The 22,133-nt window shown below is 60.8% G+C and carries 22 protein-coding genes; 11 read left to right on the forward strand and 11 right to left on the reverse strand.

What is annotated here, in order from left to right; translation table 11 throughout:
- Window positions 1-24 precede the first annotated feature (24 nt).
- Complete coding sequence (gene pdxY, locus J4E42_RS08370) at window positions 25-897, reverse strand: pyridoxal kinase PdxY (protein WP_008041336.1); 873 nt, start codon at window positions 895-897, stop codon at window positions 25-27.
- A gap of 120 nt (window positions 898-1,017) precedes the next feature.
- Between pdxY and J4E42_RS08375 the strand changes: the two genes are divergently transcribed.
- Window positions 1,018-1,431 carry a DUF3301 domain-containing protein gene (locus J4E42_RS08375; protein ID WP_008027461.1) on the forward strand — a complete coding sequence of 138 codons (414 nt, stop codon included), beginning with the start codon at window positions 1,018-1,020 and terminating at the stop codon, window positions 1,429-1,431.
- Here the strand turns inward: J4E42_RS08375 and J4E42_RS08380 are convergent.
- The gene (locus J4E42_RS08380) at window positions 1,428-2,393 is read right to left on the reverse strand and encodes a GTP-binding protein (protein WP_207284984.1); all 966 of its coding nucleotides are present in this window, start codon (window positions 2,391-2,393) and stop codon (window positions 1,428-1,430) included. The two genes, J4E42_RS08375 and J4E42_RS08380, sit on opposite strands and share 4 nt — an antisense overlap.
- A gap of 27 nt (window positions 2,394-2,420) precedes the next feature.
- On the opposite strand from J4E42_RS08380, the gene J4E42_RS08385 reads away from it, so the two are divergent.
- Complete coding sequence (locus J4E42_RS08385) at window positions 2,421-2,777, forward strand: NADH:ubiquinone oxidoreductase (RefSeq protein WP_207284985.1); 357 nt, start codon at window positions 2,421-2,423, stop codon at window positions 2,775-2,777.
- Between the two features lie 4 nt (window positions 2,778-2,781).
- On the opposite strand, the gene J4E42_RS08390 is transcribed toward J4E42_RS08385, so the two are convergent.
- A complete protein-coding gene (locus tag J4E42_RS08390) occupies window positions 2,782-3,432 on the reverse strand; it encodes a DUF1826 domain-containing protein (RefSeq protein ID WP_207284986.1) in 651 nt (216 codons plus the stop codon).
- Window positions 3,432-4,640, reverse strand: coding sequence for a zinc metallochaperone GTPase ZigA (gene zigA / locus J4E42_RS08395; protein WP_008027470.1), 1,209 nt, complete (start codon window positions 4,638-4,640; stop codon window positions 3,432-3,434). Before zigA ends, J4E42_RS08390 begins: the two co-directional genes overlap by 1 nt.
- 144 nt (window positions 4,641-4,784) lie before the next feature.
- On the opposite strand from zigA, the gene J4E42_RS08400 reads away from it, so the two are divergent.
- On the forward strand, window positions 4,785-5,162 hold the full coding sequence (locus J4E42_RS08400) for a glutamine synthetase (protein WP_207284987.1): 378 nt from the start codon (window positions 4,785-4,787) through the stop codon (window positions 5,160-5,162).
- Here J4E42_RS08400 and J4E42_RS08405 read toward each other — a convergent pair.
- Window positions 5,159-6,355 carry an N-acetylmuramoyl-L-alanine amidase gene (locus J4E42_RS08405; RefSeq protein WP_008041344.1) on the reverse strand — a complete coding sequence of 399 codons (1,197 nt, stop codon included), beginning with the start codon at window positions 6,353-6,355 and terminating at the stop codon, window positions 5,159-5,161. The genes J4E42_RS08400 and J4E42_RS08405 overlap by 4 nt on opposite strands.
- Window positions 6,356-6,440: 85 nt before the next feature.
- On the opposite strand from J4E42_RS08405, the gene folE2 reads away from it, so the two are divergent.
- The 7 genes from folE2 to J4E42_RS08440 are packed head-to-tail and all read left to right on the forward strand — an operon-like array spanning window position 6,441 to window position 12,580.
- On the forward strand, window positions 6,441-7,337 hold the full coding sequence (folE2, locus tag J4E42_RS08410) for a GTP cyclohydrolase FolE2 (RefSeq protein WP_008041346.1): 897 nt from the start codon (window positions 6,441-6,443) through the stop codon (window positions 7,335-7,337).
- Window positions 7,334-8,002, forward strand: coding sequence for a metal ABC transporter ATP-binding protein (locus J4E42_RS08415; protein ID WP_207284988.1), 669 nt, complete (start codon window positions 7,334-7,336; stop codon window positions 8,000-8,002). The genes folE2 and J4E42_RS08415 overlap by 4 nt, the downstream gene beginning before the upstream one ends.
- Window positions 8,002-8,868, forward strand: coding sequence for a metal ABC transporter permease (locus J4E42_RS08420; protein WP_008041350.1), 867 nt, complete (start codon window positions 8,002-8,004; stop codon window positions 8,866-8,868). Before J4E42_RS08415 ends, J4E42_RS08420 begins: the two co-directional genes overlap by 1 nt.
- Before the next feature lie 11 nt (window positions 8,869-8,879).
- Window positions 8,880-9,755 (forward strand): metal ABC transporter substrate-binding protein, encoded by an 876-nt coding sequence (locus J4E42_RS08425; RefSeq protein WP_207284989.1) that lies wholly within the window; start codon window positions 8,880-8,882, stop codon window positions 9,753-9,755.
- Window positions 9,752-10,312, forward strand: coding sequence for a DapH/DapD/GlmU-related protein (locus J4E42_RS08430; protein WP_207284990.1), 561 nt, complete (start codon window positions 9,752-9,754; stop codon window positions 10,310-10,312). Before J4E42_RS08425 ends, J4E42_RS08430 begins: the two co-directional genes overlap by 4 nt.
- 2 nt (window positions 10,313-10,314) lie before the next feature.
- Window positions 10,315-11,652 (forward strand): dihydroorotase, encoded by a 1,338-nt coding sequence (locus tag J4E42_RS08435; protein WP_192228160.1) that lies wholly within the window; start codon window positions 10,315-10,317, stop codon window positions 11,650-11,652.
- A gap of 22 nt (window positions 11,653-11,674) precedes the next feature.
- On the forward strand, window positions 11,675-12,580 hold the full coding sequence (locus J4E42_RS08440) for a His/Gly/Thr/Pro-type tRNA ligase C-terminal domain-containing protein (protein ID WP_207284991.1): 906 nt from the start codon (window positions 11,675-11,677) through the stop codon (window positions 12,578-12,580).
- 79 nt (window positions 12,581-12,659) lie between these two features.
- Here J4E42_RS08440 and J4E42_RS08445 read toward each other — a convergent pair whose 3' ends face one another.
- Window positions 12,660-13,181 (reverse strand): DUF3617 domain-containing protein, encoded by a 522-nt coding sequence (locus J4E42_RS08445; RefSeq protein WP_008041357.1) that lies wholly within the window; start codon window positions 13,179-13,181, stop codon window positions 12,660-12,662.
- Window positions 13,182-13,313: 132 nt separating this feature from the next.
- On the opposite strand from J4E42_RS08445, the gene cls reads away from it, so the two are divergent.
- Window positions 13,314-14,753, forward strand: coding sequence for a cardiolipin synthase (gene cls / locus J4E42_RS08450; RefSeq protein WP_207284992.1), 1,440 nt, complete (start codon window positions 13,314-13,316; stop codon window positions 14,751-14,753).
- On the opposite strand, the gene cfaB is transcribed toward cls, so the two are convergent.
- The 5 genes from cfaB to hflK (J4E42_RS08475) all read right to left on the reverse strand — a co-directional run bounded on the left by cfaB (window position 14,750) and on the right by hflK (J4E42_RS08475) (window position 22,082).
- Window positions 14,750-15,934 carry a C17 cyclopropane fatty acid synthase CfaB gene (gene cfaB / locus J4E42_RS08455; RefSeq protein ID WP_008041360.1) on the reverse strand — a complete coding sequence of 395 codons (1,185 nt, stop codon included), beginning with the start codon at window positions 15,932-15,934 and terminating at the stop codon, window positions 14,750-14,752. The genes cls and cfaB overlap by 4 nt on opposite strands.
- A 190-nt stretch (window positions 15,935-16,124) precedes the next feature.
- Window positions 16,125-18,035 (reverse strand): cation-translocating P-type ATPase, encoded by a 1,911-nt coding sequence (locus tag J4E42_RS08460; RefSeq protein WP_008027494.1) that lies wholly within the window; start codon window positions 18,033-18,035, stop codon window positions 16,125-16,127.
- The gene (gene hflK / locus J4E42_RS08465; RefSeq protein ID WP_008027495.1) at window positions 18,032-19,090 is read right to left on the reverse strand and encodes a protease modulator HflK; all 1,059 of its coding nucleotides are present in this window, start codon (window positions 19,088-19,090) and stop codon (window positions 18,032-18,034) included. The genes J4E42_RS08460 and hflK (J4E42_RS08465) overlap by 4 nt, the downstream gene beginning before the upstream one ends.
- Window positions 19,087-20,127 carry a protease modulator HflC gene (gene hflC, locus J4E42_RS08470; RefSeq protein WP_032828679.1) on the reverse strand — a complete coding sequence of 347 codons (1,041 nt, stop codon included), beginning with the start codon at window positions 20,125-20,127 and terminating at the stop codon, window positions 19,087-19,089. Before hflC ends, hflK (J4E42_RS08465) begins: the two co-directional genes overlap by 4 nt.
- Window positions 20,124-22,082 (reverse strand): protease modulator HflK, encoded by a 1,959-nt coding sequence (gene hflK / locus J4E42_RS08475; RefSeq protein ID WP_207285034.1) that lies wholly within the window; start codon window positions 22,080-22,082, stop codon window positions 20,124-20,126. Before hflK (J4E42_RS08475) ends, hflC begins: the two co-directional genes overlap by 4 nt.
- Window positions 22,083-22,133: the final 51 nt, after the last annotated feature.

Here is a 22,133-nt window from a genome sequence, read left to right on the forward strand (position 1 = left end):
GAGCGAGGCTTGCCCGCGAAGCTTTTAAAGGCTGATCGCGGTGGCTTCAAACCGTACGCGCGGATGCGCAATCCGGTCCTGCGCCCGCACCAGCTCCAACTCGTAACTGGCGCACGCCTGGGTCTCCAGCAGCACTTCATGCACCGCCGACGCAGCAAATTCGAACGCCGCCACCAGGCTGTCGCCCAGCAGTACACGCGCCAGAAACAGGCCGGATGTCAGGTCGCCAACGCCCACCGGCTGACGCGGAAACGCCAGCATTGGACGTCGCAGGTGCCAGCTGCCTTCGCTTGTCACCAGCAACATCTCGAACACATCCTCCGGTTTGCCGGGATAGGCCAGATGCTTGACCAGCACCGCCTGCGGGCCGCGTGCCAGCAACGCTTTCGCCATGGCCAGGCAATCGAACAGCGACTGCGGCTTGCGGCCCGAGAAGCTGTCCAGCTCAAGTTGGTTCGGGCACATGAAGTCCGCCATGGCTGCCGCTTCCTCCAGCAGAAAATCGCTGACTTCGGCCGGCACGCTGCACCCCTTCTCTGGATGGCCCATCACCGGGTCGCACAGATACAGTGCCTTGGGATTCATCGACTTGATCCGCGCCACGCCCGTCAGGATCGCCCGGCCCTGGGCTGCACTGCCGAGGTAACCGGACAACACCGCATCGCAATTGCCCAGCTCGCCAATCGCTGCGATGCCCTCGACCAATTCGGGAATCTGCTGCGGTGCCAGCACGTCGCCCGCCCATTGCCCGTATTGGGTGTGGTTGGAGAACTGCACGGTATTGAGCGGCCAGACATTCACCCCGACCCGCTGCATCGGGAAAACCGCGGCGCTGTTGCCAGCGTGGCCGAACACCACGTGGGACTGAATGGCGAGCAGATGGGGCGTACGTTTCATGCGGTGAGTTTTCCGTAAACCGATTGAAATTCAAGCCGCGCAGTATGCGACTAAACGCAGCCTGTACGACAGGCCGGCGACGCAGTTAAGCTGACACTATCTAGTTGGAGCACCCTGTTGATGCTGACCCTCGGAAATATCTTCGTGTTGATGCTGCTCGCCACTGGCGGCGCGTGGCTGTGGCACAACCATGGCTTGCGCGAGCGTGCGCTGGAGCGGGTCAAGCTGCACTGCGTCAAGCTCGGCATCGAGTTGCTGGACGGCAACGTGGCGCTGAAAAAAATCGCCTTCATCAAGGATGCCAACGGGCGGCGACGCCTGGCCCGCGTGTATAACTTCGAATTCACGGTGACTGGCGAAACCCGCCACAACGGCACCATCACCCAGTTCGGCGCCCACAGCGCGCAGATCGAACTGGCGCCCTACCCGATGCCGTTCGACGACACGCCTCCGGTGGTCGACGTGGCGAAGCCTCGCGCTGAAGTGATTGAGCTTAGTCAGTGGCGGCAAGAACACACAAAATGGCGTCCTTAATTCAACCGACAGTCGGCCAGTGCGCTCTGCAATGAATCAATCTCCTGCGGCTCGCTGAAGATCAGCTCGATCCGTGAATCCCGACGCCATTCGCTGGGCTGCCAATCCAGCGTCGAGTTATCCAGGGCATTCGCTGAAACCCAGCCGTCGCTGCTGTGGATAACCAGCTTGGCACGTCGCCACGTAAGGCTTTCAAGCCATCGGCATACGCGCGCGGAATCGAATGCCTGGCTCGGATGCCAGCGCCAGCCAATGCTCCAGCCACCCTCCTGCTCCTGACTCAAGCAAATCGGCACTTCGGGATCGGTCCAGACGGTCGGCATCTGCGCCATTCCTTTGGGTTGGATGAAGTTATCCACACCCGCCACAGCCTTCGCCTCCAGGCCGGGCAACTCGCTCAATGGCAACCGCGCCTGTTGCGTCCAGTACACGCGACGCGCCGGCAACTGCGCAACGATTCGCTGACGATCGCTCGTGTCGAAGTTTTCCGACTTGTTCAGCAGCAACAACCCGGCGCTGCCCAACGCCTCCTGCTGCGTCACAGGCAGCGGTTTGCCGGCCGCCAGCGCTTGGGCATCCAACACCAGCACGCTGGGCTGGACGGCCAGCACACCCAACCACGGCGCCTCTTGCAGTTGCCTGAGCAACTGCGCCGGATGGCCCAGCCCGGACGGCTCGATAAACAACCGATCCGGCCGCGCCTTGCGCAGCAAACGTCCGAGGCCGATCTGAAACGGCGCACCATTGACGCAACACAAACAGCCCCCGGCCACTTCGCCCAGTGCGATACCATCGGCGTCCCGGGTCAGCAACGCAGCGTCGAGGCCGATCTGGCCGAACTCGTTGATCAACACCGCCCAGCGCTCGTTCGCCGGCCGCTGCGCCAACAGATGCTTGATCAAACTGGTCTTGCCTGCGCCCAAGGGGCCGGCAATGACGTGCGTGGGAATGTTCTGCAACATGGTCGGTGTTTTCTGAGGAGGTAAAGGATGCGGTTGATTGGCTGTACGTTGCTTCTGGCGCTGGTTTGCGGCGAGGCGCTGGCTCAGGCTTGCGTAGTACATAGCACGGCTGAGCGCCTCGACGTAAAAGTCTGCCAGCAGAACCGCAACATCCCGGAAAAGCTCTTCGCCGACGGGTTCTGCCAGCCCAACCTTGCAGGCCAGAAAGTCGACGTGCAATACGTCGACCAATGCCCCGGCGGCGCATTCGGTGTGTGCAGCAATGCCCAAGTCGCCAATATGCCTTACCGGCAGGATATTCACTATTACGGCGTGGCCACTGATGCTGTGTACCTGAAGCCGTTTTGCGAAGGCCAGAGCCAGGGCAACTGGCTCAAGCCTTGATTCGCTAACCCAACCAGTCGAGGGTCAGGATCAAACGGCGCTCGCCCGGCGCGGGTTGCGGCGAGCGGTGGATCAGGCCAAAGCCTTCGTTGCCGTGCCATTTCTCGCCCTTGAGTAAAGCCACGTAACCGCTGCCGATGTGCTGGATCAGCGAATCATCCGTGGGTTCGGCTTCGGGCTTGCTCAATTGGCGGCGATCCATTGCCCCTTCCTTCAGCCATTCGCTGCCGATTCCGGCGTACGTGGTGATCAAGCGCACGGGCACATGATCGACGTGAAAACGCGGGCACATGGCTTTGTCCAGAACCCGTAGACGCACGCCGATACGCTTGGCGCCCAACAGACAGGCGAATGCGCTGACCAACCAGGAAACGTCGGCGATAAAGCCTTCGTAGCCCTCGAGATCGCTGAAGCCTGAGGCCAGTCCCTGCAGATTGGGCTCGGTGTCGTCACCGGGCATTTCCAAAACCAGCGACTCGGCCAATGGCTCGTTCAGGGACAGCAACAAACGGCCGAAATCGATGATGTGCACCGGGAGTCGGCGCTGCCAAATGGCGAGGTTCACGCCGTCGTCCAGAATTCGCGCGAGGGCTTGCGGCGTCTCGCCCTGAACCTGGCAAATGACCGGTCGTAACTTCAAGGTCGGCGCCAGCATCACGCGGCTTCCTCTTCATGCCAGGGGCCAAACGGATCTGGCAACAATCGCCAGCCCTCGACGCCGGACGCCATTTCTTCATCACTCAGCAGGCAGTCGTCGAGTTCCGCAGTGAGTAAGTTGAAGTCGATGTTCTGGCCAATGAACACCAGTTCCTGCCGGCAATCGCCAGTGGCGGCGGTCCAGTTTTCCATGATCCCGGCGGTGCTTTCTTCGTCCTGCGGCCATTGGGTTTTCGGCACGAAACGCCACCAGCGGCCGGCAAAACCATGGCGCATCAAACCGCCCGCCTGAGACCAACTGCCCGCGTCCATGGGTTTGCTCGCCAGCCAGAAAAAACCTTTCGAGCGCAGCAATTTGCCATTTACCCACGGACGGTCGATGAAGCTGAAAAAGCGCTGTGGATGAAAGGGCCTGCGTGCTCGATACGCCGTGGAAGCGATGCCGTATTCCTCTGTTTCCGGCACGTGCTCACCGCGAAGCTCCTGCAACCAGCCTGGCGCCTGTGCCGCTTTTTCAAAGTCGAAACGACCGGTGTTGAGGATCTTTTTCAGCGGGATTTCGCCCATGACCATCGGGATGATTTCGGCTTGCGAGTTCAATCGTTCGAGGATCGCGATCAGCTCCTGACGCTCGCGGCTGCTGATCAAATCGATCTTGCTGATCAGGATCACGTCGGCGAATTCGATCTGCTCGATCAATAGGTCGGTGATCGAGCGCTCGTCCTCTTCGCCCAAGGTTTCGCCACGCGAGGCGAGGCTTTCGGCGGCCTGATAATCGAGCAGAAAGTTCATGCCATCGACCACAGTGACCATGGTGTCGAGCCGCGCGATGTCGGCCAGGCTTTGCCCTTCTTCGTCGCGGAAAGTGAAGGTTTCCGCCACGGGAAGGGGTTCCGAAATGCCGGTGGATTCGATCAGCAAGTAATCGAAGCGGCCGTCCCTGGCGAGTTGGCTGACTTCTTCGAGCAGGTCTTCGCGCAAGGTGCAGCAGATGCAGCCGTTGCTCATTTCCACGAGTTTTTCTTCGGCGCGGTTCAGGGTGACATCACGCTGAACTTCGCTGCCATCGATGTTGATTTCGCTCATGTCGTTGACGATCACGGCGACTCGCAGGTTGTCGCGGTTACGCAGCACGTAGTTGAGCAGCGTGCTTTTGCCGGCGCCGAGAAAGCCCGACAAAACGGTCACGGGGAGACGATTGGGCATCAGGTAGTCCTCACAGGAGATGCCCGGTCGCAGTGTCGGGCTTAACTCAATGTTATAGTATAACAATGCAATTAAACCACTCCCCTCTTGCCGGCAGTGACAAAGGGCAGGATGCTGAAGCCCGTTCGCCCCGAGAGAAACCCCATGCGCACTGCCTTGAAATTAACGCTGATGAGCGTTTCGTTGCTGCTCGCCGTAGACGCCTGGGCGCAAATCCCGAGCCTGGCCAGCTGCACCCGCAGCGCTAACCTGCTGGCCTGCGTGGATGCCGACGGCAACGCTTACAGCGTCAACACCGTCGGCAGCACGATCTACTTGCGAGGCTTCGAACGGGCGGGCAAGCGCTATTGGGCGCAAACCAACAGTCGCTACGGGCAACTGACATTCTTCACAGGGATCGCTTCCGACGGCGAAGCCTGGGTGGGCTACAACCGTCGGGTTGGCTGGACCACCATCAACCGGTTTTCCAGTTCCGGTGGCAGCAGTGCCAGGTTCACTTGCAGCCGGATCACCGGCTGCTAGGCCTGCGCTTTTTGCTGTTCCTGCTGCCAGGCGATGTAACTGTTGACCGGCGGATTCTTCTGGAAGTAGCGCTGTAACCCTTCGAACAATCCGTCAGCCACGGCCTGCTGATGCCGCGCCGTGACCAGCCGCTGACTGTCGCGAGCGTTGGAAATGAAGCCGGTTTCCACCAGGATCGACGGCACGTCCGGCGATTTCAGCACGGCAAATCCTGCCTGCTCCACGCGCTTCTGATGCAACGTGGTGATGCCCGCCAGACTGCCGAGCACCGTGTTGCCCAACTGCAAACTCGCGGCGAGGGTGGCGTTCATCGACATGTCGAGAATCACCCCGGCCAGCATCGGGTCCTTGTCCTTGAGATTGAGCAGGCTGGTGGCGCCCAACAGGTCCGCGCCGTTCTCTCGCTGCGCCATGAAGCGTGCCGTGGCCGACGTCGCTCCGCCCTCAGACAAGCAATACACCGACGCGCCAGAAGCCGTGAGACGCGGCGCCGCATCGGCATGCACCGAGATGAACATATCGGCATTGTGTTTGCGGGCGATCTCCACGCGCTTGCGCAGCGGGACGAAGAAGTCGTCGTTGCGCACCAGTTTCACGTCGAAGCCCTTCTCCCTTTTCAGCCGTTTGGCCAACAGCTGAGCAATGGACAACACCACATCTTTCTCACGTTCACCTTTGGCACCGACCGCGCCCGGGTCTTTGCCGCCATGACCGGGGTCGACCACCACGATGATGTCCCGTTTCGGGTGAGCCTTGTCGATGGCTGCCATGGGCGCTGCAGCGATTTGCAAGGGTGCCGCTGTCTTCAGGTCGAGTACCAGCCGATGACCCTGTCCGTCCTGCGGCGGCAGCAGGAAGCTGTTGAGCTGCACCGGGCCGCTGAGGTCGAGGACGATCCGCGTATCGCCCAGACCAAAGTGCCCGGAGCGGATCGAGCGAATCACCGTGTTGCCAAGCACCAGCTGGCTGAAGTCGCCACTGAGGTCGGCGCCACTGAGGTCAATGATCAGCCGCTCAGGCGCGCTCAGTGAAAAGGTTTTGTACTGCACCGGCCCGCTCAGATCGAACACCAGGCGCAGCTTGTCATCCGAGCGCCAGAGCCGCGCGTTGCGAATTTGCGTGGCGCCAACACCGAAGGGCAATGCGAAGGCCGCGCTGGCCAGGATCAAGTTGAGCAAGTGACGTCTGTGCATGGTGAAAGCCGCTCGTGAAAAAGGCGTAGTCGATTTTAATGTAATAACATAACATGTCGAACCGACTTCCACGATGGACCTGCTCATGAATGCGCTGACTCTGCCGGATATCGCCGCGCAGGCCTCACGCCAAGCCCTGCCACTTGAATGGGTGGGCATGTGCGGCATTGCTCTTCCAGTTTTGTTCGATGGCCAACGATTGAGCGTGAAGGCCGATGCGGGCGTGAGCCTCGACGATGGAGAAGCGCGCGGCATTCATATGTCGCGGCTGTACCTGGCGCTGGAAATGCTCGAACAGGAACGGCTGACACCCGCCCTGTTGCGGCGTGTCTTGCAGCGATTTCTTGATACCCATGAAGGTCTATCCCACAGCGCTTACCTGAACATTCACGCAGATTTGCTGCTCAAACGGCCAGCGCTGATCAGTCCATTGTCCGGTTGGAAATCCTATCCCGTCAGCATCAATGCGCGTTTGAAAAACGCGATGTTCCACGTGGAACTAAACATCGACATCCCCTATTCCTCAACTTGCCCCTGTTCAGCTGCACTGGCGCGGCAGTTGATTCAGCAGCAATTCGTCGACGACTTTGCCAACCAGCCACTGCAACACGCCGATGTTTTGGCTTGGCTCGGCACCACAAAAGGCATCGTTGCCACGCCTCACAGCCAACGCAGCAATGCGCAGCTAAGGCTGCGTCTCGATGATTATCTCGATGACCTGCCACTGATTGCGCTAATCAACGACGCCGAAGCCGCACTCGGCACCGCCGTGCAAACCGCGGTAAAGCGTGCCGACGAACAAGCCTTCGCGCTGGCCAATGGTCAAAACCTGATGTTCTGCGAAGACGCCGCTCGCCGTTTGAATCTGGCGTTGAGGCGCTCGCCCGGCATCAATGCCTTCCACTTGAAAGTCGTCCACGCCGAGAGCCTGCACGCCCACGACGCCGTCGCCGAAAGCCGATGGAATTGGGAGGCCGCATGATTCGCTGCGAGGCATTGCGCTGGGGTGCGCCGGGTCAACCGCTCACGCCGCCGGTAGATTTCGAACTGAACCAAGGCAGCCTGACCGCCGTGATCGGCGCCAACGGCTCAGGCAAAAGCAGCCTGCTGAAAGTCATCGCTGGCCTGCAAAAACCACTGACCGGCAAAGTGATCCTGGATGTTCCACGCAAAGGCTCACTCTCGTTCCTTCCCCAGCAACAGCACCTCGACCGGCAATTCCCGATCAGTCTGCAAGAGTTGGTTGCCGCGGGTTTCTGGGGCAGCAAGCTATCCCCCGAAGTCCGAAGCCAACGCCTTAAAGCCGTACTGGAAAACTGGTGCCTGACCGGTCTGGAGCAGCGCCCATTGATGGCCCTCTCCGGCGGCGAATTGCAGCGCGCCCTGCTCGCCCGATTGAGCCTCGCCGAAGCGCCCTTGTTGTTGCTCGATGAACCTCATGCTGCCCTCGACGAACTCGGTCAATCACTGCTGTGGAGAAACATCCACGCCTGGCACGCCGAAGGTCGAACCCTGGTGGTCGTGTGTCATGACCTCGCCGCCGTGCGCCAACACATTCCTCAAACGCTGCTGATCAAAAGCAGCGGCTGCATCCTCGGCTCAAGCACCGAGCTTATCCGCCAACAACCACAGACGCAGGTGGCCTGATGCTCGCCGCTGCCCATCTTTGGCAACCGTTCCACGAGTTCGTGTTCATGCGCCGGGCACTGCTCGGTGGATTGGTGTTGGCCTGCAGCACGGCACCGCTCGGGGTGTTTCTGATTCTGCGACGCATGAGTCTGATCGGCGACGCGGTCGCTCACGGCATTCTGCCCGGCGCCGCGCTCGGCTTCTGGTTCGCCGGGCTGAGCCTTCCGGCACTGACCTTCGGCGGCCTCGGTGCAGGCCTGAGCATGGCCGGGCTCGCTGCATGGATCACCCGCCGCACAGGTCTGAGAGAAGACGCGAGCCTCGCCGCAATCTACCCAATCTCCCTCGCCAGCGGCGTGCTGATCCTCGGCATCGCCGGCAAACGCCTGGACCTGCTGCACCTGCTTTTTGGCTCGGCGTTGGCGGTCGACGGTCCGACGTTGACCGGCATGTTGTGGGTCTCAGGGCTCAGCCTTATCGCCATGGCGCTCATCTACAAACCGTTGTTGCTGGACACCCTCGACCCACTGTTTCTGCAAACCGTCAGCCGTCTTGGTCCGCTGGCACACGGCGTATTTCTGACATTGGTGGTGCTGAATCTGGTGATCGGATTTCAAGCCATTGGTGCGTTGATGGTCGTCGGTCTGATGATGTTGCCCGCCGCCGCGTCGCGTTTCTGGAGTCGACGCTTGCCCGTGTTGATGGCCATCGCCGGGCTGCTCGGCTGCCTCTCGGTGTGGCTCGGCTTGTTGCTGTCGTTCTATTACTCGCTGCCCAGCGGCCCGGCGATCGTGCTGGTGGCTGGCGGTGGGTATTTGCTGTCCGTGGTGTTCGGACCGGTGCACGGCTTGCTGCGCCGCCCGCCCTTGCTCACATCCCAATGAGGTGTTTCCCGATGCGCGCTTTACTCGTGCTGTTCAGTTTGATGCTGTCGATGTCGTTGTCTGCGGCGGAAAAACTGCAGGTGGTCACCAGCTTCAGCATCCTCGCCGACATGACCCATCAGGTCGGTGGCGAGCACATCCAGATCACCAACATGGTTGGCCCCGACGCCGATGCTCACACCTATGAGCCGACTCCGGACGATGCCAAGGCATTGCTCAAGGCCAGACTCATCATCAAAAACGGCTTGGGTTTCGAGCCGTGGCTGGACCGCTTGGTGACCAGCAGCGAGACCAAAGCCCCGGTCATCAGCGCGAGCCACGGCGTCATCCCACGCTCGCTGGATGAAGATGGCGAGACCGTCCCCGACCCTCACGCCTGGCACAACCTGGCGAACACCGAGCTGTACATCAGCAACATCACCAAGGCGCTGATCGCCGCCGACCCGGCGAACAAAGCCGACTATGTACGCAACAGCCAGGCCTACCTGAAACAGATCTACGCGCTGCTCGCCGAAGCCAAAGCCAAGCTCGGTTCGCTGCCACCGGGCAACCGCAAGATCGTGACGTCCCACGACGCATTCGGTTATCTCGGTCAGGCCTATGGCATCGACTTCATGGCGCCACAAGGTCTGTCCACCGAGCGCGAACCTTCCGCCGCCGAAGTCGCTGCGCTGATCACCCAGATTCGCCAGGCCAAGGTCAAAGCGGTGTTCATGGAGAACATCAAGGACGCCCGCCTGCTCAAGCAGATTGCCGATGAAAGCGGTGCGCACATCGGCGGCACGCTGTACTCCGATGCGCTCGCTGCCACCGGTCCGGCGAGCACCTTCACCGGGTTGTTCGAGTACAACCTCAACACCTTGTACGAGGCGTTGAGCAAGCCATGATCCGCAAGAATCCCTCAGGTGATTTGCCGCTGATTGCGGAGTCCGCCTACGTCGATAAGACCGCGATCATCTGCGGCAAAGTGGTGATCGGCGAGAACGTTTTCGTCGGCCCCTACGCAGTGATTCGCGCGGACGAAGTCGACGCCTCGGGCGAGATGGAGCCGATCACCATTGGCGCCAACTCGAACATCCAGGACGGCGTGGTGATCCACTCCAAGTCCGGTGCGGCGGTGACGATCGGCGAGTTCAGCTCGATCGCCCACCGCTCCATCGTTCATGGACCGTGCTCCGTGGGCGACCGGGTGTTCATCGGGTTCAACAGCGTGCTGTTCAACTGCGCCGTCGGTGATGGCAGCGTGGTGCGGCACAACTCGGTGGTCGACGGTCGCGACTTGCCTGCCGACTTCTACGTGCCCTCCACCACCCGCATCGGGCCCAACACCGACCTGTCGCAATTCCCGCCGGTGAGCGTCAGCGCCTCGGAGTTTTCCGAAGACGTGGCGCGCACCAACGTCGATCTGGTGCGCGGCTACAAAGCCCTGCAAAACGAGTTCTGACCATGAACAACGTGCTGATTCGCAATGCCCGGCTGGTGAATGAAGGACGTGAGTTTGACGGTGATCTGTTGGTCGGCCATGGTCGCATCGTCAAGATCGCGAGCAGCATCGAAGGGGAAAATGCTGCCGTCGAAATCGATGCTGACGGCCAGTGGTTGATGCCTGGAATGATCGATGATCAGGTGCACTTCCGCGATCCCGGTTCGCCCGACAAGGGCAGTTTCTACACCGAATCGCGAGCTGCGGTGGCCGGCGGCATCACCAGTTTCATGGACATGCCCAACACGAATCCGGCGACCCTGACGCTGGCAGCATTGGCCGACAAGAAGCGCCGCGCAGCGATCAATTCGGTGGCCAACTACGGTTTTCACTTCGGCGTGAGCAACGACAATCTCGACACCGTCGCCGCGCTCAATCCTTGCGAAGTGGCCGGCGTAAAAGTGTTCATGGGCGCGTCAACGGGCAACATGCTGGTAGACGATCCCAAGGTCCTGGAGCGGCTATTTGCTGAAGTGCCGACGATTCTGTTGGCCCACTGTGAACACACGCCGAGCATCGACGCCAATGCAGTGAACCTGCGAGAGCTGTTCGGCGAGCACATTCCCGCAGCAGCCCATCCGCTGATCCGCAATGCCGAGGCCTGCTTCCGTTCGTCCTCGATGGCCGTGGATCTGGCCAAGCGGCATGGCACCCGGCTTCACGTGTTGCACCTGACCACCGCCCGCGAACTGGCGTTGTTCGAAGACAAGCCACTGACACAAAAACGCATTACCGCCGAAGTCTGTCTGCACCATCTGCTCTTCGACGATCGCGACTACGCAACGCTCGGCAACTTGATCAAATGCAACCCGGCGATCAAGACCCAGGCCGACCGAGACACCTTGCGCCGGGCCCTGATGAGTGATCGACTGGACGTCATCGGCAGCGATCACGCGCCTCACACCTGGGACGAAAAGCAACGTCCCTACTGCCAGGCACCGTCCGGCTTGCCATTGGTGCAACACGCCCTGCCCGCCCTGCTGGAGTTGGTGGCGGATGACGTTCTACCGATCACCACCCTTGTGGCCAAGACCAGTCACCGTGTCGCCGATCTGTTTGCGATTCCCGACCGAGGCTATTTGCGCGAAGGGTATTGGGCCGACCTGGTGTTGATCAAACCCGAACCTGGTGGCGTTGCCGTCTCCCAACAGCCGATCCTGTCTCAATGCGGCTGGACGCCCTTCGCGCAACGGCGCTTTCGCCACAGCGTGAGCACCACGTTGGTATCGGGGCAAATGGCGTGGCACGACAAATGTCTTAATGACAGCTGCCAGGGTTTACCGCTACGGTTTACACGCTAGTGCAGCACTCGAGAGCACCGACATGATCCACATCACTCTGAGCGATGGTTCATTGCGTGAATACGACCAACCGTTGTCGGTGTACGAGTTCGCCGCGAGCATTGGTCCCGGGCTTGCCAAAGCAGCCGTCGCCGGCCGGGTGGACGGCGTATTGGTGGACTGTCAGTTCTTGATCGAAGCCGATGCCCGGGTCAGCATCGTCACGCCCCAAGAGCCCGATGGCCTGGAGATATTGCGCCGCTCCTGCGCATTGATGCTGGCGATGGCCGTGAAACAGCTCTATCCAAAAGCGCAATTGCAGACCGGATCGGCGCTGGGTGACGGGTTCTATTATGAGTTTGCCTTTGAACGACCGTTAAACCCGGACGACCTTGCGGGCATCGAAACGCGCATGAAGACCCTGGCGGCGACCAATCATTCGATCCGCCGGCGCGAGCCGTCACCGCGTTCCAAGTACATGGAAAAACTTGCGACCTACCTGCTCGGGGACTTCGAATGTGTGTCGATGGGCCCGCATGCTCCGGCAACCAGAGTGTTGCAGGCATTCGCGCTCGATCACATCAGCGGCACGGCGCCACAGCGGATCTATGGCACGTGCTGGTCTTGCCAGGAGGAACTGGACGACTGGCGCGCACCGCCGCACGTGATGGTCGTGAGCATGGATGATCGCCAAACGGATTACGCACAGTGGGTGACCGAGGCCTTGCGCCGAAGCGGCGTACGCGCCCGTGCGGACCTGCGCAACGAGAAGGTACGCCACAAGATTCGCGAACACAGTCAGCAAGTGCCGTATCTGGTGGTGATCGGGGAGAAAGAAAAAGAAGGCGGGTTTGTCAGCGTGCGCAGTCGCACCGGGGAGGATTTTGGCCGGATGGCCATTGAGGCGGTGTGTGATTGGCTGAGATCAACGGGGATTGCGGGTGTCTGAAATGACGCCTTCGCGGGCAAGCCTCGCTCCTACAGGATTCACACCGTCCCCGTAGGAGCGAGGCTTGCCCGCGAAGCTTTTAAGCCCTTGGCTTCACTGTTCCACAATCCTGCCCCAACCACACCGCGCGAGTATCAAGGCTACCCTTCTGCTGAATGCCGGTAGCGTTGAACGTGCCATTCACCTTGGTGGTGAACTCACGATCACTGAGGAATGTGGCGACACCCGCACCCTGCGCTTTCGGGCAGCTGAAGCGGAATTTCCACTGGTTACCGGTGCGCTCGGTGATTTCCTGCTTGCAGCCCGATTGCGGATCCGTCAGCGGAATGTTGTCGGTCTTCACTTGCTCCGGCGTCAGGCAAGCCCGGATCCCCTTGCCGCCCATGGTGATGCCCTGCTTCTCCAGCTGCGCACGCTGTTCAGGCGTCATCTGGCTCTGTATCTGACCGAGGATCAGTTGCAGATCCGGCATGTTCTGGTCATCGACCTTCATGTTGCTCGAGGTCAATTCCCACAAACCCGGCTGCAGCATCTGCGCCTGAGCGGCCACCGGAAGTGCTAAACCTAAAGCTACGGCCAAACCCAGCAGACGAACGTTCATTGAGTAACTCCTGATCGATAGTGGCCGTTAGACGTCAGCCACGAGCTTCGGTTCATGGGCCAATTAAATAGCGACATTCTGCACGGAACATGGTCTGTTAAGCACTGAATCTTCAGGAGCAAGGCTGCCCCCATGGATTACTTTGGACCGCACATTTTCGGTTACCTGATCGCGCTGCTGCACTCGTTAGGCATGATCGCCGCCATTCATGCCGTGTTGACCGTTCGGACCGCTCAGGGCTCGATCGCCTGGGCCTTGTCGCTGCTGTTCATTCCCTACTTCACACTCATTCCCTATCTGGTCTTCGGCCGCAGCACCTTCGATGGCTACATCAAGGCACGGCGACAGGCCAACGAGGAAATGCGCAAGGCCATCTCCGATTTGAACTGGCGCCCGTGGGTCGAAGAAGCACTGACCGCCCGTGCCTCCAACGCCTACGCATCATTGAGGGCGATGCCAAAACTGGGCCGCATGCCCTGCCTGGCGAACAACGAAGTCAGCCTGCTGATCAACGGCCACGCCACTTTCGAGGCGATTTTCGAGGCCATCAGCCAGGCGAAGGAAGCCGTGCTGATCCAGTTTTTCATCATCCACGACGACCGTCTGGGCCAACGCCTGCAAACCTTGTTGCTGAAAAAAGCCGCCGAAGGCGTCGCCGTTTATTTACTGTACGACCGCATCGGCAGCCACTCCCTGCCCCACAGTTATGTGCAGCCGTTGCGCGATGCCGGTGTCGAGGTCAAAGCCTTCGCGACGCGTAGCGGCTGGCTCAATCGCTTTCAGGTCAACTTCCGCAACCATCGCAAGATCGTCGTGGTGGACGGCGTGTTGGGCTTCGTTGGCGGGCATAACGTAGGCGACGAATACATGGGCGAGAAACCACCCCTCGCCCCTTGGCGCGATACCCACGTGCGGGTGCGCGGGCCGGTGGTGGCGTGCATGCAGGAGTCTTTCGCCGAAGACTGGTTTTGGGCAGCGCGCTCGTTGCCGCCGTTAATACTGCCGGACGCGTATCCGGACAACGGTGTGCTCTGCCAATTGCTTGCCAGTGGGCCGGCAGATTCCTACGAAACCTGTTCGTTATTCTTCGTCGAAGCCATTCACGCGGCGACCGAACGGGTGTGGATTACCAGCCCCTACTTCATCCCCGATGAAGCGGTGTTTGCCGCCTTGAGGCTGGCGGTTCTGCGCGGCGTGGATGTGCGATTGCTGCTGCCTTCACGACCGGATCACCGCATCGTCTACGCCGCCTCCAGCCTGTATGCCTTCGAAGCCGTGCGCGCCGGTGTGCGGGTATTTCGCTACCAGCCCGGTTTCCTGCATCAGAAAGTGGTGTTGATCGACAGCGAAATCAGCGCCATCGGCAGCGCCAATATGGACAACCGCTCGTTCCGGCTGAATTTTGAAGTGATGTTGCTGACTGTCGACAGAGTGTTTGCCGGCGAGGTGGAACAGATGCTCAACGACGACTTCGACCAGGCGCATGAAGTCGCCAAAGAAGAAAGCCGGGAGACCCACCGCCTGCAACAGGTCGGCATGCGGATCGCCCGGCTTATCTCACCGATACTTTAAGGGTTGTAGATGTCGTCGCGGGTCCAGGGCAGTTCATGGCTGCCATCGGGGTGGGCTTTCACTGCGAGGATCTGGTGCAAGTTGATCCAGCCCCGGGCGAATGCATAAGCACATCCCGCCAGGTACAGCCGCCAGATTCGCAAGGCCTGCTCCGGCACCTGCCGGGCGGCCGCTTCCAGGTTGTCCTCCAGGCGCTCGCTCCAATGGTCCAGGGTGCGCGCGTAGTGCAGGCGCAAACTCTCGACATCGACGATCTCCAGCCCCGCTTCGCTGATCTCGGCAGAGATCATCGACAGGTGCGGCAGCTCGCCGTTGGGGAACACGTATTTCTCGATGAAATCACCCGCACCGCGTCCCACCGGCCGGCCATCGGTGTGCTTGGCGGTGATGCCGTGGTTCATCACCAGGCCGCCCTCTTTCACCGCGCCGAACAGGGTTTTGCAGTACTCGGCCAGGTTCTCGTGCCCCACATGCTCGAACATGCCGACGCTGACCACTTTATCGAAGCGCCCGTCCTGAGGCAGATCGCGGTAGTCCAGCAGTTGCAGCTCGACCAGATCGTCGAGGCCTTCCTCCTTCACCCGCTCACGGGCCAGGGCCAGTTGCGCTTTGCTCAGTGTGATCCCGAATACCTTCGCGCCAAACTCCCGCGCCGCATAGCGCGCCAAGCCGCCCCAGCCACACCCGACATCCAGCAGATACTCGCCAGGTTGCAGGCGTAGTTTGCGACACAGGTGGCGGAATTTGGCTTGCTGGGCCTGCTCAAGCGTTTCGCTGCCGGTCTCGAAATAGGCGCAGGAATACGCCATGTCACTGTCGAGCCACAGCTGATAAAACGCGTTGGAAAGGTCGTAGTGATAGGAAATCGCCTTGGCGTCGGTTTCCTTGTCGTGGGCGGTGCGAACAGGCTGACTGTCGATGTCGCCCAGCAAGGCCTGACTCCATTCATCAACGACGCGGATCACCTCGCTGATGGAGCCTTCCAGCTCAAGTTTGCCCTCGACGAATGCCGCTCCGAGCGCATCGAGGCTGGGATGAGTCAACTGGGTAACCATTTGTGGGTCCTTGACCACAATCGTGACGCTGGGCGTCGGCCCCAGATTAAATTCATGGCCGTCCCAGAGTCGCAGGCGTAGCGGTAACTGCAGATTCTGTAAGGCCGGTGGAAGTTGCGCGAGCATGGAATATCCCCCTTGTTTCAGACGTCTGATGTGAGGGTAGACCATCCTTGAAAAATAGCAGGCTATCGAATTAATAGCCGTTTTCTATGATTTGCAGCGCTGGAAAAAAGCGCCGCAAAATCACAGAAGTGATTGCCCTCACACTAGATGACTGCGAATTTCGCGCACAGTTCTGAAATGTTCACATCGCTTAGACGTCATCCTTCATCTTGAGCAACGGCTCCTGGAAACGCAGCAGCCGTCCGGCGTTGCCCAATACCAGCAACGTGCTCAGGTTATGCAGCAGCGCAGCAATCATCGCCCCTGCCGCACCGAGCCAGCCGAAGGCAGCGAAAGCAACAATTGCCAGTGTCCAGCCCAGACCGATGATCACGTTGACCTGCAACGTCTGCCGGCATTGACGACTCAAACGTACGCAAGTGCCGAGCCGACGCAGGTCGCTGCCGATCAGCACGATATCGGCTGAAGCCAAGGCAATATCCGCACCGCCCGCCCCCATGGCGACGCCGACCACACCGGCCTTGAGTGCCAGCGAATCATTGATGCCATCGCCGACCACCATCGGCCGGAAACCGCTGCCGATTTCTTTCAGCACACGGTTGAGTTTGTCCTCGGGCAAGGCCTGGGCTTCGACATCGCTGATCCCGACATCCAGGGCCAACGTATTCGCGACGCTTTGGCGATCGCCGGTGAGCAACAATTGCCGGCCCAACCCGAGTTCTCGCAATTCACTCAAGGCGAATCGCGCTTCAGGCTTCACGCTGTCCGCGAGCAACAGCCAGGCCAGGAATTCACCGTTGAGCGCCAACCCGGCGATCGGGCCATCGTGTTCAGGAACCGCTGAAGTGGCGATTGCCAATTGCGCGAACAACTCCGGCCGCCCGAGTGCTGCTTCGCCTTGTTCGGTCATCGCTACCACGCCCAGGCCCTGACGTTCGTGAATGTCCGTGAGCAGCAGAAAATGTTCCTGAGTAACCAACCCGGCGAGCGCGCGACTGACCGGGTGACTGCTGGCAGAGCCCAGGCTGGCAGCCAGTTTCAGCACGTGGTTGCGATCTTCCAGCGGACTGTCGATCGATTGCAGGCGCAAGGTGCCGAAGGTCAGCGTCCCGGTCTTGTCGACCACCAGCGACGTCAGATCAGCCAGCTCCTCGAGAAACGCCGAGCTGCGGATCAGAATCCCATGTCGTGCGGCAACCGCGACGCCGGCAATCGCCGTGGCCGGTGCCGACAACACCAACGCACACGGACAGGCTGCCACCAACACCGCGAGCATCGCTTGCGCATCGTTGGTGATGAACCAGGTCACTGCGGCCAGCAACAACACCAGCACCATATAGCTACCAGCGTAGCGCTCCAGCAAACGGGTGATTGGCGGCTTGGAACGCTCGGCGCTTTGCATCAGCGCGATGACTTTACCGAGTGTCGATTCATTGCCGGTACGGGTCACTTCAATGCGCAGCAGGCCATCAAGGTTGATCGCCCCGCCGAACACCGTCATGCCAACGCCCGCCTCCACCGGCACCGACTCGCCCGTGATCGATGCGGTATCGAGACTCGCCTGACCGGAGAGCACACGACCATCGGCCGGCACTCGATCACCGGCGCGGACCTCCACGCGGTCGCCAGCCTTGAGCGTGCCGTTGTCGACTTCGACGATGGAGCCATCCGCCTGAACCTTGCGCGCATGGCTGCGTGTCAGTTTGCCGAGTGCGTGAATCGCCTCCTGGGAACCGATCACGCTGCGCTCTTCCAACACATGACCGAAGATCATGATGATCGGCAACAACGCAGCGGTCAGCAGATCGCCCGTTGCCCAGGCACCCAACATCGCCAACGCAATCAACTGATCGGTGATCCCGTGCAAGCTGGGATAACGCAGGCTGTACCAAGCAGAACGCATCACCGGCACGGCCACCAGCAACGAGGCAAAACCCAGCAGCAATTGACTGACGCCCGTCTGCTCCGGCGACCACCAGCGCCAGATCAAACCGAGCGCCAGCAAGCCGAGCGCGAGCATGGCCAGGGTCAGTTGGCGTGCAGCGCTGCGTTGTTCGGCCGAGGACAACATGCTCGGTGCGGCGGCAGTTTGGGCGGTCATTGTGCAGCTCCCTGAATGATCAGGCGGGAATCGTCTTTCGGATTAACCGTGGTCACCGAGCCGGCCTGACCGAGGATTTTTGGCAAGCGCTCGCGGTAAATGCGCAACAGCATTTGCGGGTCGGTGCCTTGTTGTTGCGCCTTGGCCAAGCTCAATACCGTGGCCGTGTCGGCGGAGGCTTTGGCCAGCCGTTCGCTGGCTTGAGCGTGGGCGACTTGCAGCGCACGGTCGGCTTGCTCGTTGGCGGCCTGAGTGAGTTTCTCGGCTTCGGTGCGGGCATTGGCCACGGCTTTATCGGCTTGCTGACTTGCCGTCAGAACGGCGTTGAAAGCATTGACCGCAGGTCCTGGCAGACTCGACTGCACATCCACGCGCGCCACTTCGATCCCCAGTCCCTGCCCCGTTGCGGTCAATTGCGCGAGTCGTTGATTGATGCCTTGTACCAAATCCCCGCGCAGGCGTTCGCGTCTTTCCGCCGCTTGATTATCCGCGCCGATCAACTCCGGGCGCGCCACCAGGATGGTGTCCAGATCTCGTGCGGCGGTGAGTGCCACGGCGCTGCGAGTCACCAAGCGATCCAGTGCCGGCAGCACATGTTCACCTTGAACAACGAACGCATACGGTTCGGTGACTTTGTAAAACACCCGCACATCCAGTTGCACCACACCCGCGTCACCCGTCAGCAGATAACCGGAACCTGCCAGCGCATCACTGAGCGGCGTGGCGAAAGTGGCTGCTCGGTCGGCCTGCAGCGCAGCATCGCTGCGCAGCAGATTATCGACTCGACGCTCGATCACCCGATCCGCCGCTGGCAACAAAACCACTTGCTCGAACGGCCTCGGCCACGCCAACAGCAGACCGGCATTCTGAATGCGATCCAGCGCGCCAAAGTGCAATACCACCGCGCGATTTTGCGGATCGATTTGCCGCACGTTGGAGAATGCCCACGCCAACGCGGCCAAGACTGTCACCGCATACAGGGCGAGAAAAGCCAATCGCCCGGCCTGAATCCAGGGGCTGCTTAACTCATTTGTTCCACGTGGAACCAAACTCATGGCTGCGATCCGGACTTGTTATCGAGTGTCGGCGGACCGTCAACCAACACCCGGAACGGCGCGGCATCGGTGCGCAGAATCAGTTTGGTGCCAGGTGTGACGATGGTGCCCAAGGTGTCGAGGGAGCGCAGCAAGTTATACAGCTGCGGCGAACCCGCGTAAGCGCGGCCGTAAATCTGTGCGGCTTCGACCCGTGATTGAGCTTCGATGTCGGCGGCTTTTACCGTGGCATCGGCCTGGACGATTCGCGCATCACGCTCGGCAGCAGAGCGAATTTGCGCTGCCTCACGTTTGCCGATGGCCGTGCGTTCGGTGGCGATTGTTTCACGCTCGGCGCGCATGCGATCGACGGTGGCGGTCAGGGTCACCGACGGCAAGGTCAATCGTTCGATGCCAACTTGCAGCACACGAACGCCATAAGTGGCGAGTAACTGCTGATCGATTTGCTGACGCAACTGCGCTTCAAAATCAGCGATGTGCACCTGGCTGGCATCGGTGTTCACCAGATTGGCCAGGTCAAAACTGCTGGCCGTGGTTTCCAGTGCCGAGCCGACGAAGGTGCGAATCTGCCGCGCCGCTTCGTCCGGCTGATTCTGCACGGCGCGCATGAAGCGCTGCACATTGTCCGGATCGCCCTGCACCTGCCACGCCACGTAAGCCTGAACGATGATGCGCAAACCGTCGCGCGTGCCCACATCCTGCAAACCACTGGACGTGGTGCGCAAACGCAAATCGACCGGAATCGCCGCTTCAAAAGGCGCGGGCCAACGCCAGCCCAGCCCCGGCTCCAGCAACACCCGCGACGGATTACCGAAGCGCGTGATCACCGTGGCTTCGCCGGAGCGCACCTGCACCAGGCTCGCGGCGGCGATGGCAAACGCCACCAGCAACGCCGCCCACCCCATGCGCCGCCACGGGAATGGACCCGCTTCCTGCGGATCGCCGTGGTGGTGATGGTGATGCCCGTGATGATGCCCGCCATGACCGTGATCGTGGCCGGCGTGATCATCGTGATCGTGAGTGTGCGACTGGCTCAATTGGCAGCTCCTGGCTGAGCAGTTTTACGCGCCGATGCAGGGTCAACCGGCAGCGTGAAAGTACGGAGGTCGATGGTCGGCGCGTTGCCGCTGCCGCCCAGACGATGATCGAGAACCAGCAACCTGGCGTTGGTCAGGCCTTGGGAGAGCTGGCTGAAATACTGTTCCAGCACGAAAGCCTGGCCCGCGCTGGCGTAGGCCTTTTGCTCGGCGCTGAATTTCAGATCGGCCGCTTGCGCAGCCGCATTGATTTCACGCGCGCTGACCGTCGCTTGATCCCGTGCGATGCTGGCCTGCAATTGCGCCTGATTGGTGGCCTCTGCAGCCGCGCCGCGCTCACGCGAGATCAAGGCCTGCGCAGCAATTTGCGCCGCTTGCACACCGTGATAAGCGTTGGCCGCGCCGGCCGGTGGGTGAATCGCTTCAACCACAGTCGCGAGAATTTCCACGCCGCTGTCGAGTTTTTCCAGGTCCGCCTGCACCGCGCGGCCAATCTCTTCGGCGAGCCCTACCCTGTCCTCACCGAGTAGTCCGTCTAGGGTACGAGACGCGAAGTCGTGCACCAGAATCCGGCTGGCGGTGCTGCGGATCAGTGTCGGCACGTTGGCGCTGTTGTACGTCGCGGCCAACGCCGCTTGATCCGTGAGGCCGATGCGATAGACAAAACGCACGTCCATGTTGACGATCTGGAAGCTCTGTTTGTCGGCCCGACTGCTGGCAATCACCTGAGACTTGTCGTTCACGTGGCTGGCGTCCCACAAGCGATTGGCCGTCGTCGGCGCCGGACCTTCTGCCGGTTCAGCCACAATCGGCGCCGCCGCTTCGCCAACACTGGTGGCCAACTCGTGGACCACGCCGTTCTCGACACTCAACACTCGGCCCAGCGGCCACGGCAGGCCTGCGTGTAAACCGGGACCGAAGACCTCCACCGGTTTGCCGAAACGCTCATAGATGCCCCGCCCTTGCAGGGAAATTTCGTGAATGCCGGTGAGCGACCAACCGACCAGTGCCACCACCGCCAGCACCGGAACGAATGCCCGGCGCATGTAAGTGAAGGCCCAGATCTGTCGCAGATCGATGCCGAAGCGGTTATGTAATTCGTGTTGCAGCGCCAGCAACGGTTGGGGCGGCCAGCGCAGCATGTCGGCGACGAAGCTTCGCGCCAGCAACGCAGGTTCGAGTTGTTCACGCTGCGGACTGAACAGTGACAACACCGCGCGTAGCAACAGCTCGACCGCGACCAGACCCGGCAGCAGGCCAATCAGTACAGCCAGACGTACCGGCCAAACCGACGCTTCGCTGCCCAACAACAGGCACAGCGCGCTCAGCACAAGACAGATGATTGCCACGCGCGTCAGCTGCGCAAGCGAACCTGCTTCGGGCCACTGGGCCACGTTTTCCTGGGCAAGTTGCCGCTCCAGCACCAGCAAACCGAAGGCCAGCAGTAACGACAATGCCGCCGCGACACTCGCGGAAAAACCGAGCGCAGCGGGAGGCAGGGCCAGGTTCCAGACTTGATTGATGCTGAACACTACCAGCAGCGCCCAAGCGCCAAGCCACAGCGTCGAGGCGCCGATCTGCGCCAGCAGCCGCAACCATCGCTGGCTGATCCGCTCCAGCAGCCGTTCATACCAGCCCTCCGGCGGCGATTCAGCGGCGACTTCCACAGGGAGCATCGCAGGGTTCATCGCCCTTTCACGCCACTGCGTCACCCACCACGCCGATTGCAGCCCGGCGACCAGCACCAGCAAACCGGCGCTCTGATTGACCAGCACCGCAGGCCAAAGCGACTGCGGTGCAAACAGCCCGACGAAAAACGCCAGCACCCAGCCTGCTCCTGCGAGCGCGCCGAGGCCGATTGCCAACTGCCGCAATCGCCGCCCTTGAAAGACTGCCTGCTGAAAGCGCGGTAGCCCGGCTACCGTTGCGCCCTCAATCTCGAGATCGACTTGCATACCACCCCAGTGATTTTCTTTGCTCACGTCGCAATTCGTTACGATATAACG

Origin of the sequence: Pseudomonas sp. FW300-N2A2, assembly GCF_017351735.1 — a bacterium.
Lineage (GTDB): Bacteria > Pseudomonadota > Gammaproteobacteria > Pseudomonadales > Pseudomonadaceae > Aquipseudomonas > Aquipseudomonas migulae.

Coding starts and splice junctions, on each gene's coding strand:
- J4E42_RS08425 (WP_207284989.1), top strand. CDS start 8,880: ATGCGCGCTTTACTCGTGCTGTTCAGTTTGATGCTGTCGATGTCGTTG.
- J4E42_RS08375 (WP_008027461.1), top strand. CDS start 1,018: ATGCTGACCCTCGGAAATATCTTCGTGTTGATGCTGCTCGCCACTGGC.
- J4E42_RS08460 (WP_008027494.1), bottom strand. CDS start 18,035: ATGACCGCCCAAACTGCCGCCGCACCGAGCATGTTGTCCTCGGCCGAA.
- J4E42_RS08390 (WP_207284986.1), bottom strand. CDS start 3,432: ATGCTGGCGCCGACCTTGAAGTTACGACCGGTCATTTGCCAGGTTCAG.
- J4E42_RS08440 (WP_207284991.1), top strand. CDS start 11,675: ATGATCCACATCACTCTGAGCGATGGTTCATTGCGTGAATACGACCAA.
- folE2 (WP_008041346.1), top strand. CDS start 6,441: ATGAATGCGCTGACTCTGCCGGATATCGCCGCGCAGGCCTCACGCCAA.
- J4E42_RS08415 (WP_207284988.1), top strand. CDS start 7,334: ATGATTCGCTGCGAGGCATTGCGCTGGGGTGCGCCGGGTCAACCGCTC.
- J4E42_RS08435 (WP_192228160.1), top strand. CDS start 10,315: ATGAACAACGTGCTGATTCGCAATGCCCGGCTGGTGAATGAAGGACGT.
- J4E42_RS08430 (WP_207284990.1), top strand. CDS start 9,752: ATGATCCGCAAGAATCCCTCAGGTGATTTGCCGCTGATTGCGGAGTCC.
- zigA (WP_008027470.1), bottom strand. CDS start 4,640: ATGCCCAATCGTCTCCCCGTGACCGTTTTGTCGGGCTTTCTCGGCGCC.
- pdxY (WP_008041336.1), bottom strand. CDS start 897: ATGAAACGTACGCCCCATCTGCTCGCCATTCAGTCCCACGTGGTGTTC.
- J4E42_RS08420 (WP_008041350.1), top strand. CDS start 8,002: ATGCTCGCCGCTGCCCATCTTTGGCAACCGTTCCACGAGTTCGTGTTC.
- cls (WP_207284992.1), top strand. CDS start 13,314: ATGGATTACTTTGGACCGCACATTTTCGGTTACCTGATCGCGCTGCTG.
- cfaB (WP_008041360.1), bottom strand. CDS start 15,934: ATGCTCGCGCAACTTCCACCGGCCTTACAGAATCTGCAGTTACCGCTA.
- J4E42_RS08385 (WP_207284985.1), top strand. CDS start 2,421: ATGCGGTTGATTGGCTGTACGTTGCTTCTGGCGCTGGTTTGCGGCGAG.
- J4E42_RS08380 (WP_207284984.1), bottom strand. CDS start 2,393: ATGTTGCAGAACATTCCCACGCACGTCATTGCCGGCCCCTTGGGCGCA.
- J4E42_RS08400 (WP_207284987.1), top strand. CDS start 4,785: ATGCGCACTGCCTTGAAATTAACGCTGATGAGCGTTTCGTTGCTGCTC.
- hflK (WP_207285034.1), bottom strand. CDS start 22,082: ATGCAAGTCGATCTCGAGATTGAGGGCGCAACGGTAGCCGGGCTACCG.
- hflK (WP_008027495.1), bottom strand. CDS start 19,090: ATGAGTTTGGTTCCACGTGGAACAAATGAGTTAAGCAGCCCCTGGATT.
- J4E42_RS08405 (WP_008041344.1), bottom strand. CDS start 6,355: ATGCACAGACGTCACTTGCTCAACTTGATCCTGGCCAGCGCGGCCTTC.
- J4E42_RS08445 (WP_008041357.1), bottom strand. CDS start 13,181: ATGAACGTTCGTCTGCTGGGTTTGGCCGTAGCTTTAGGTTTAGCACTT.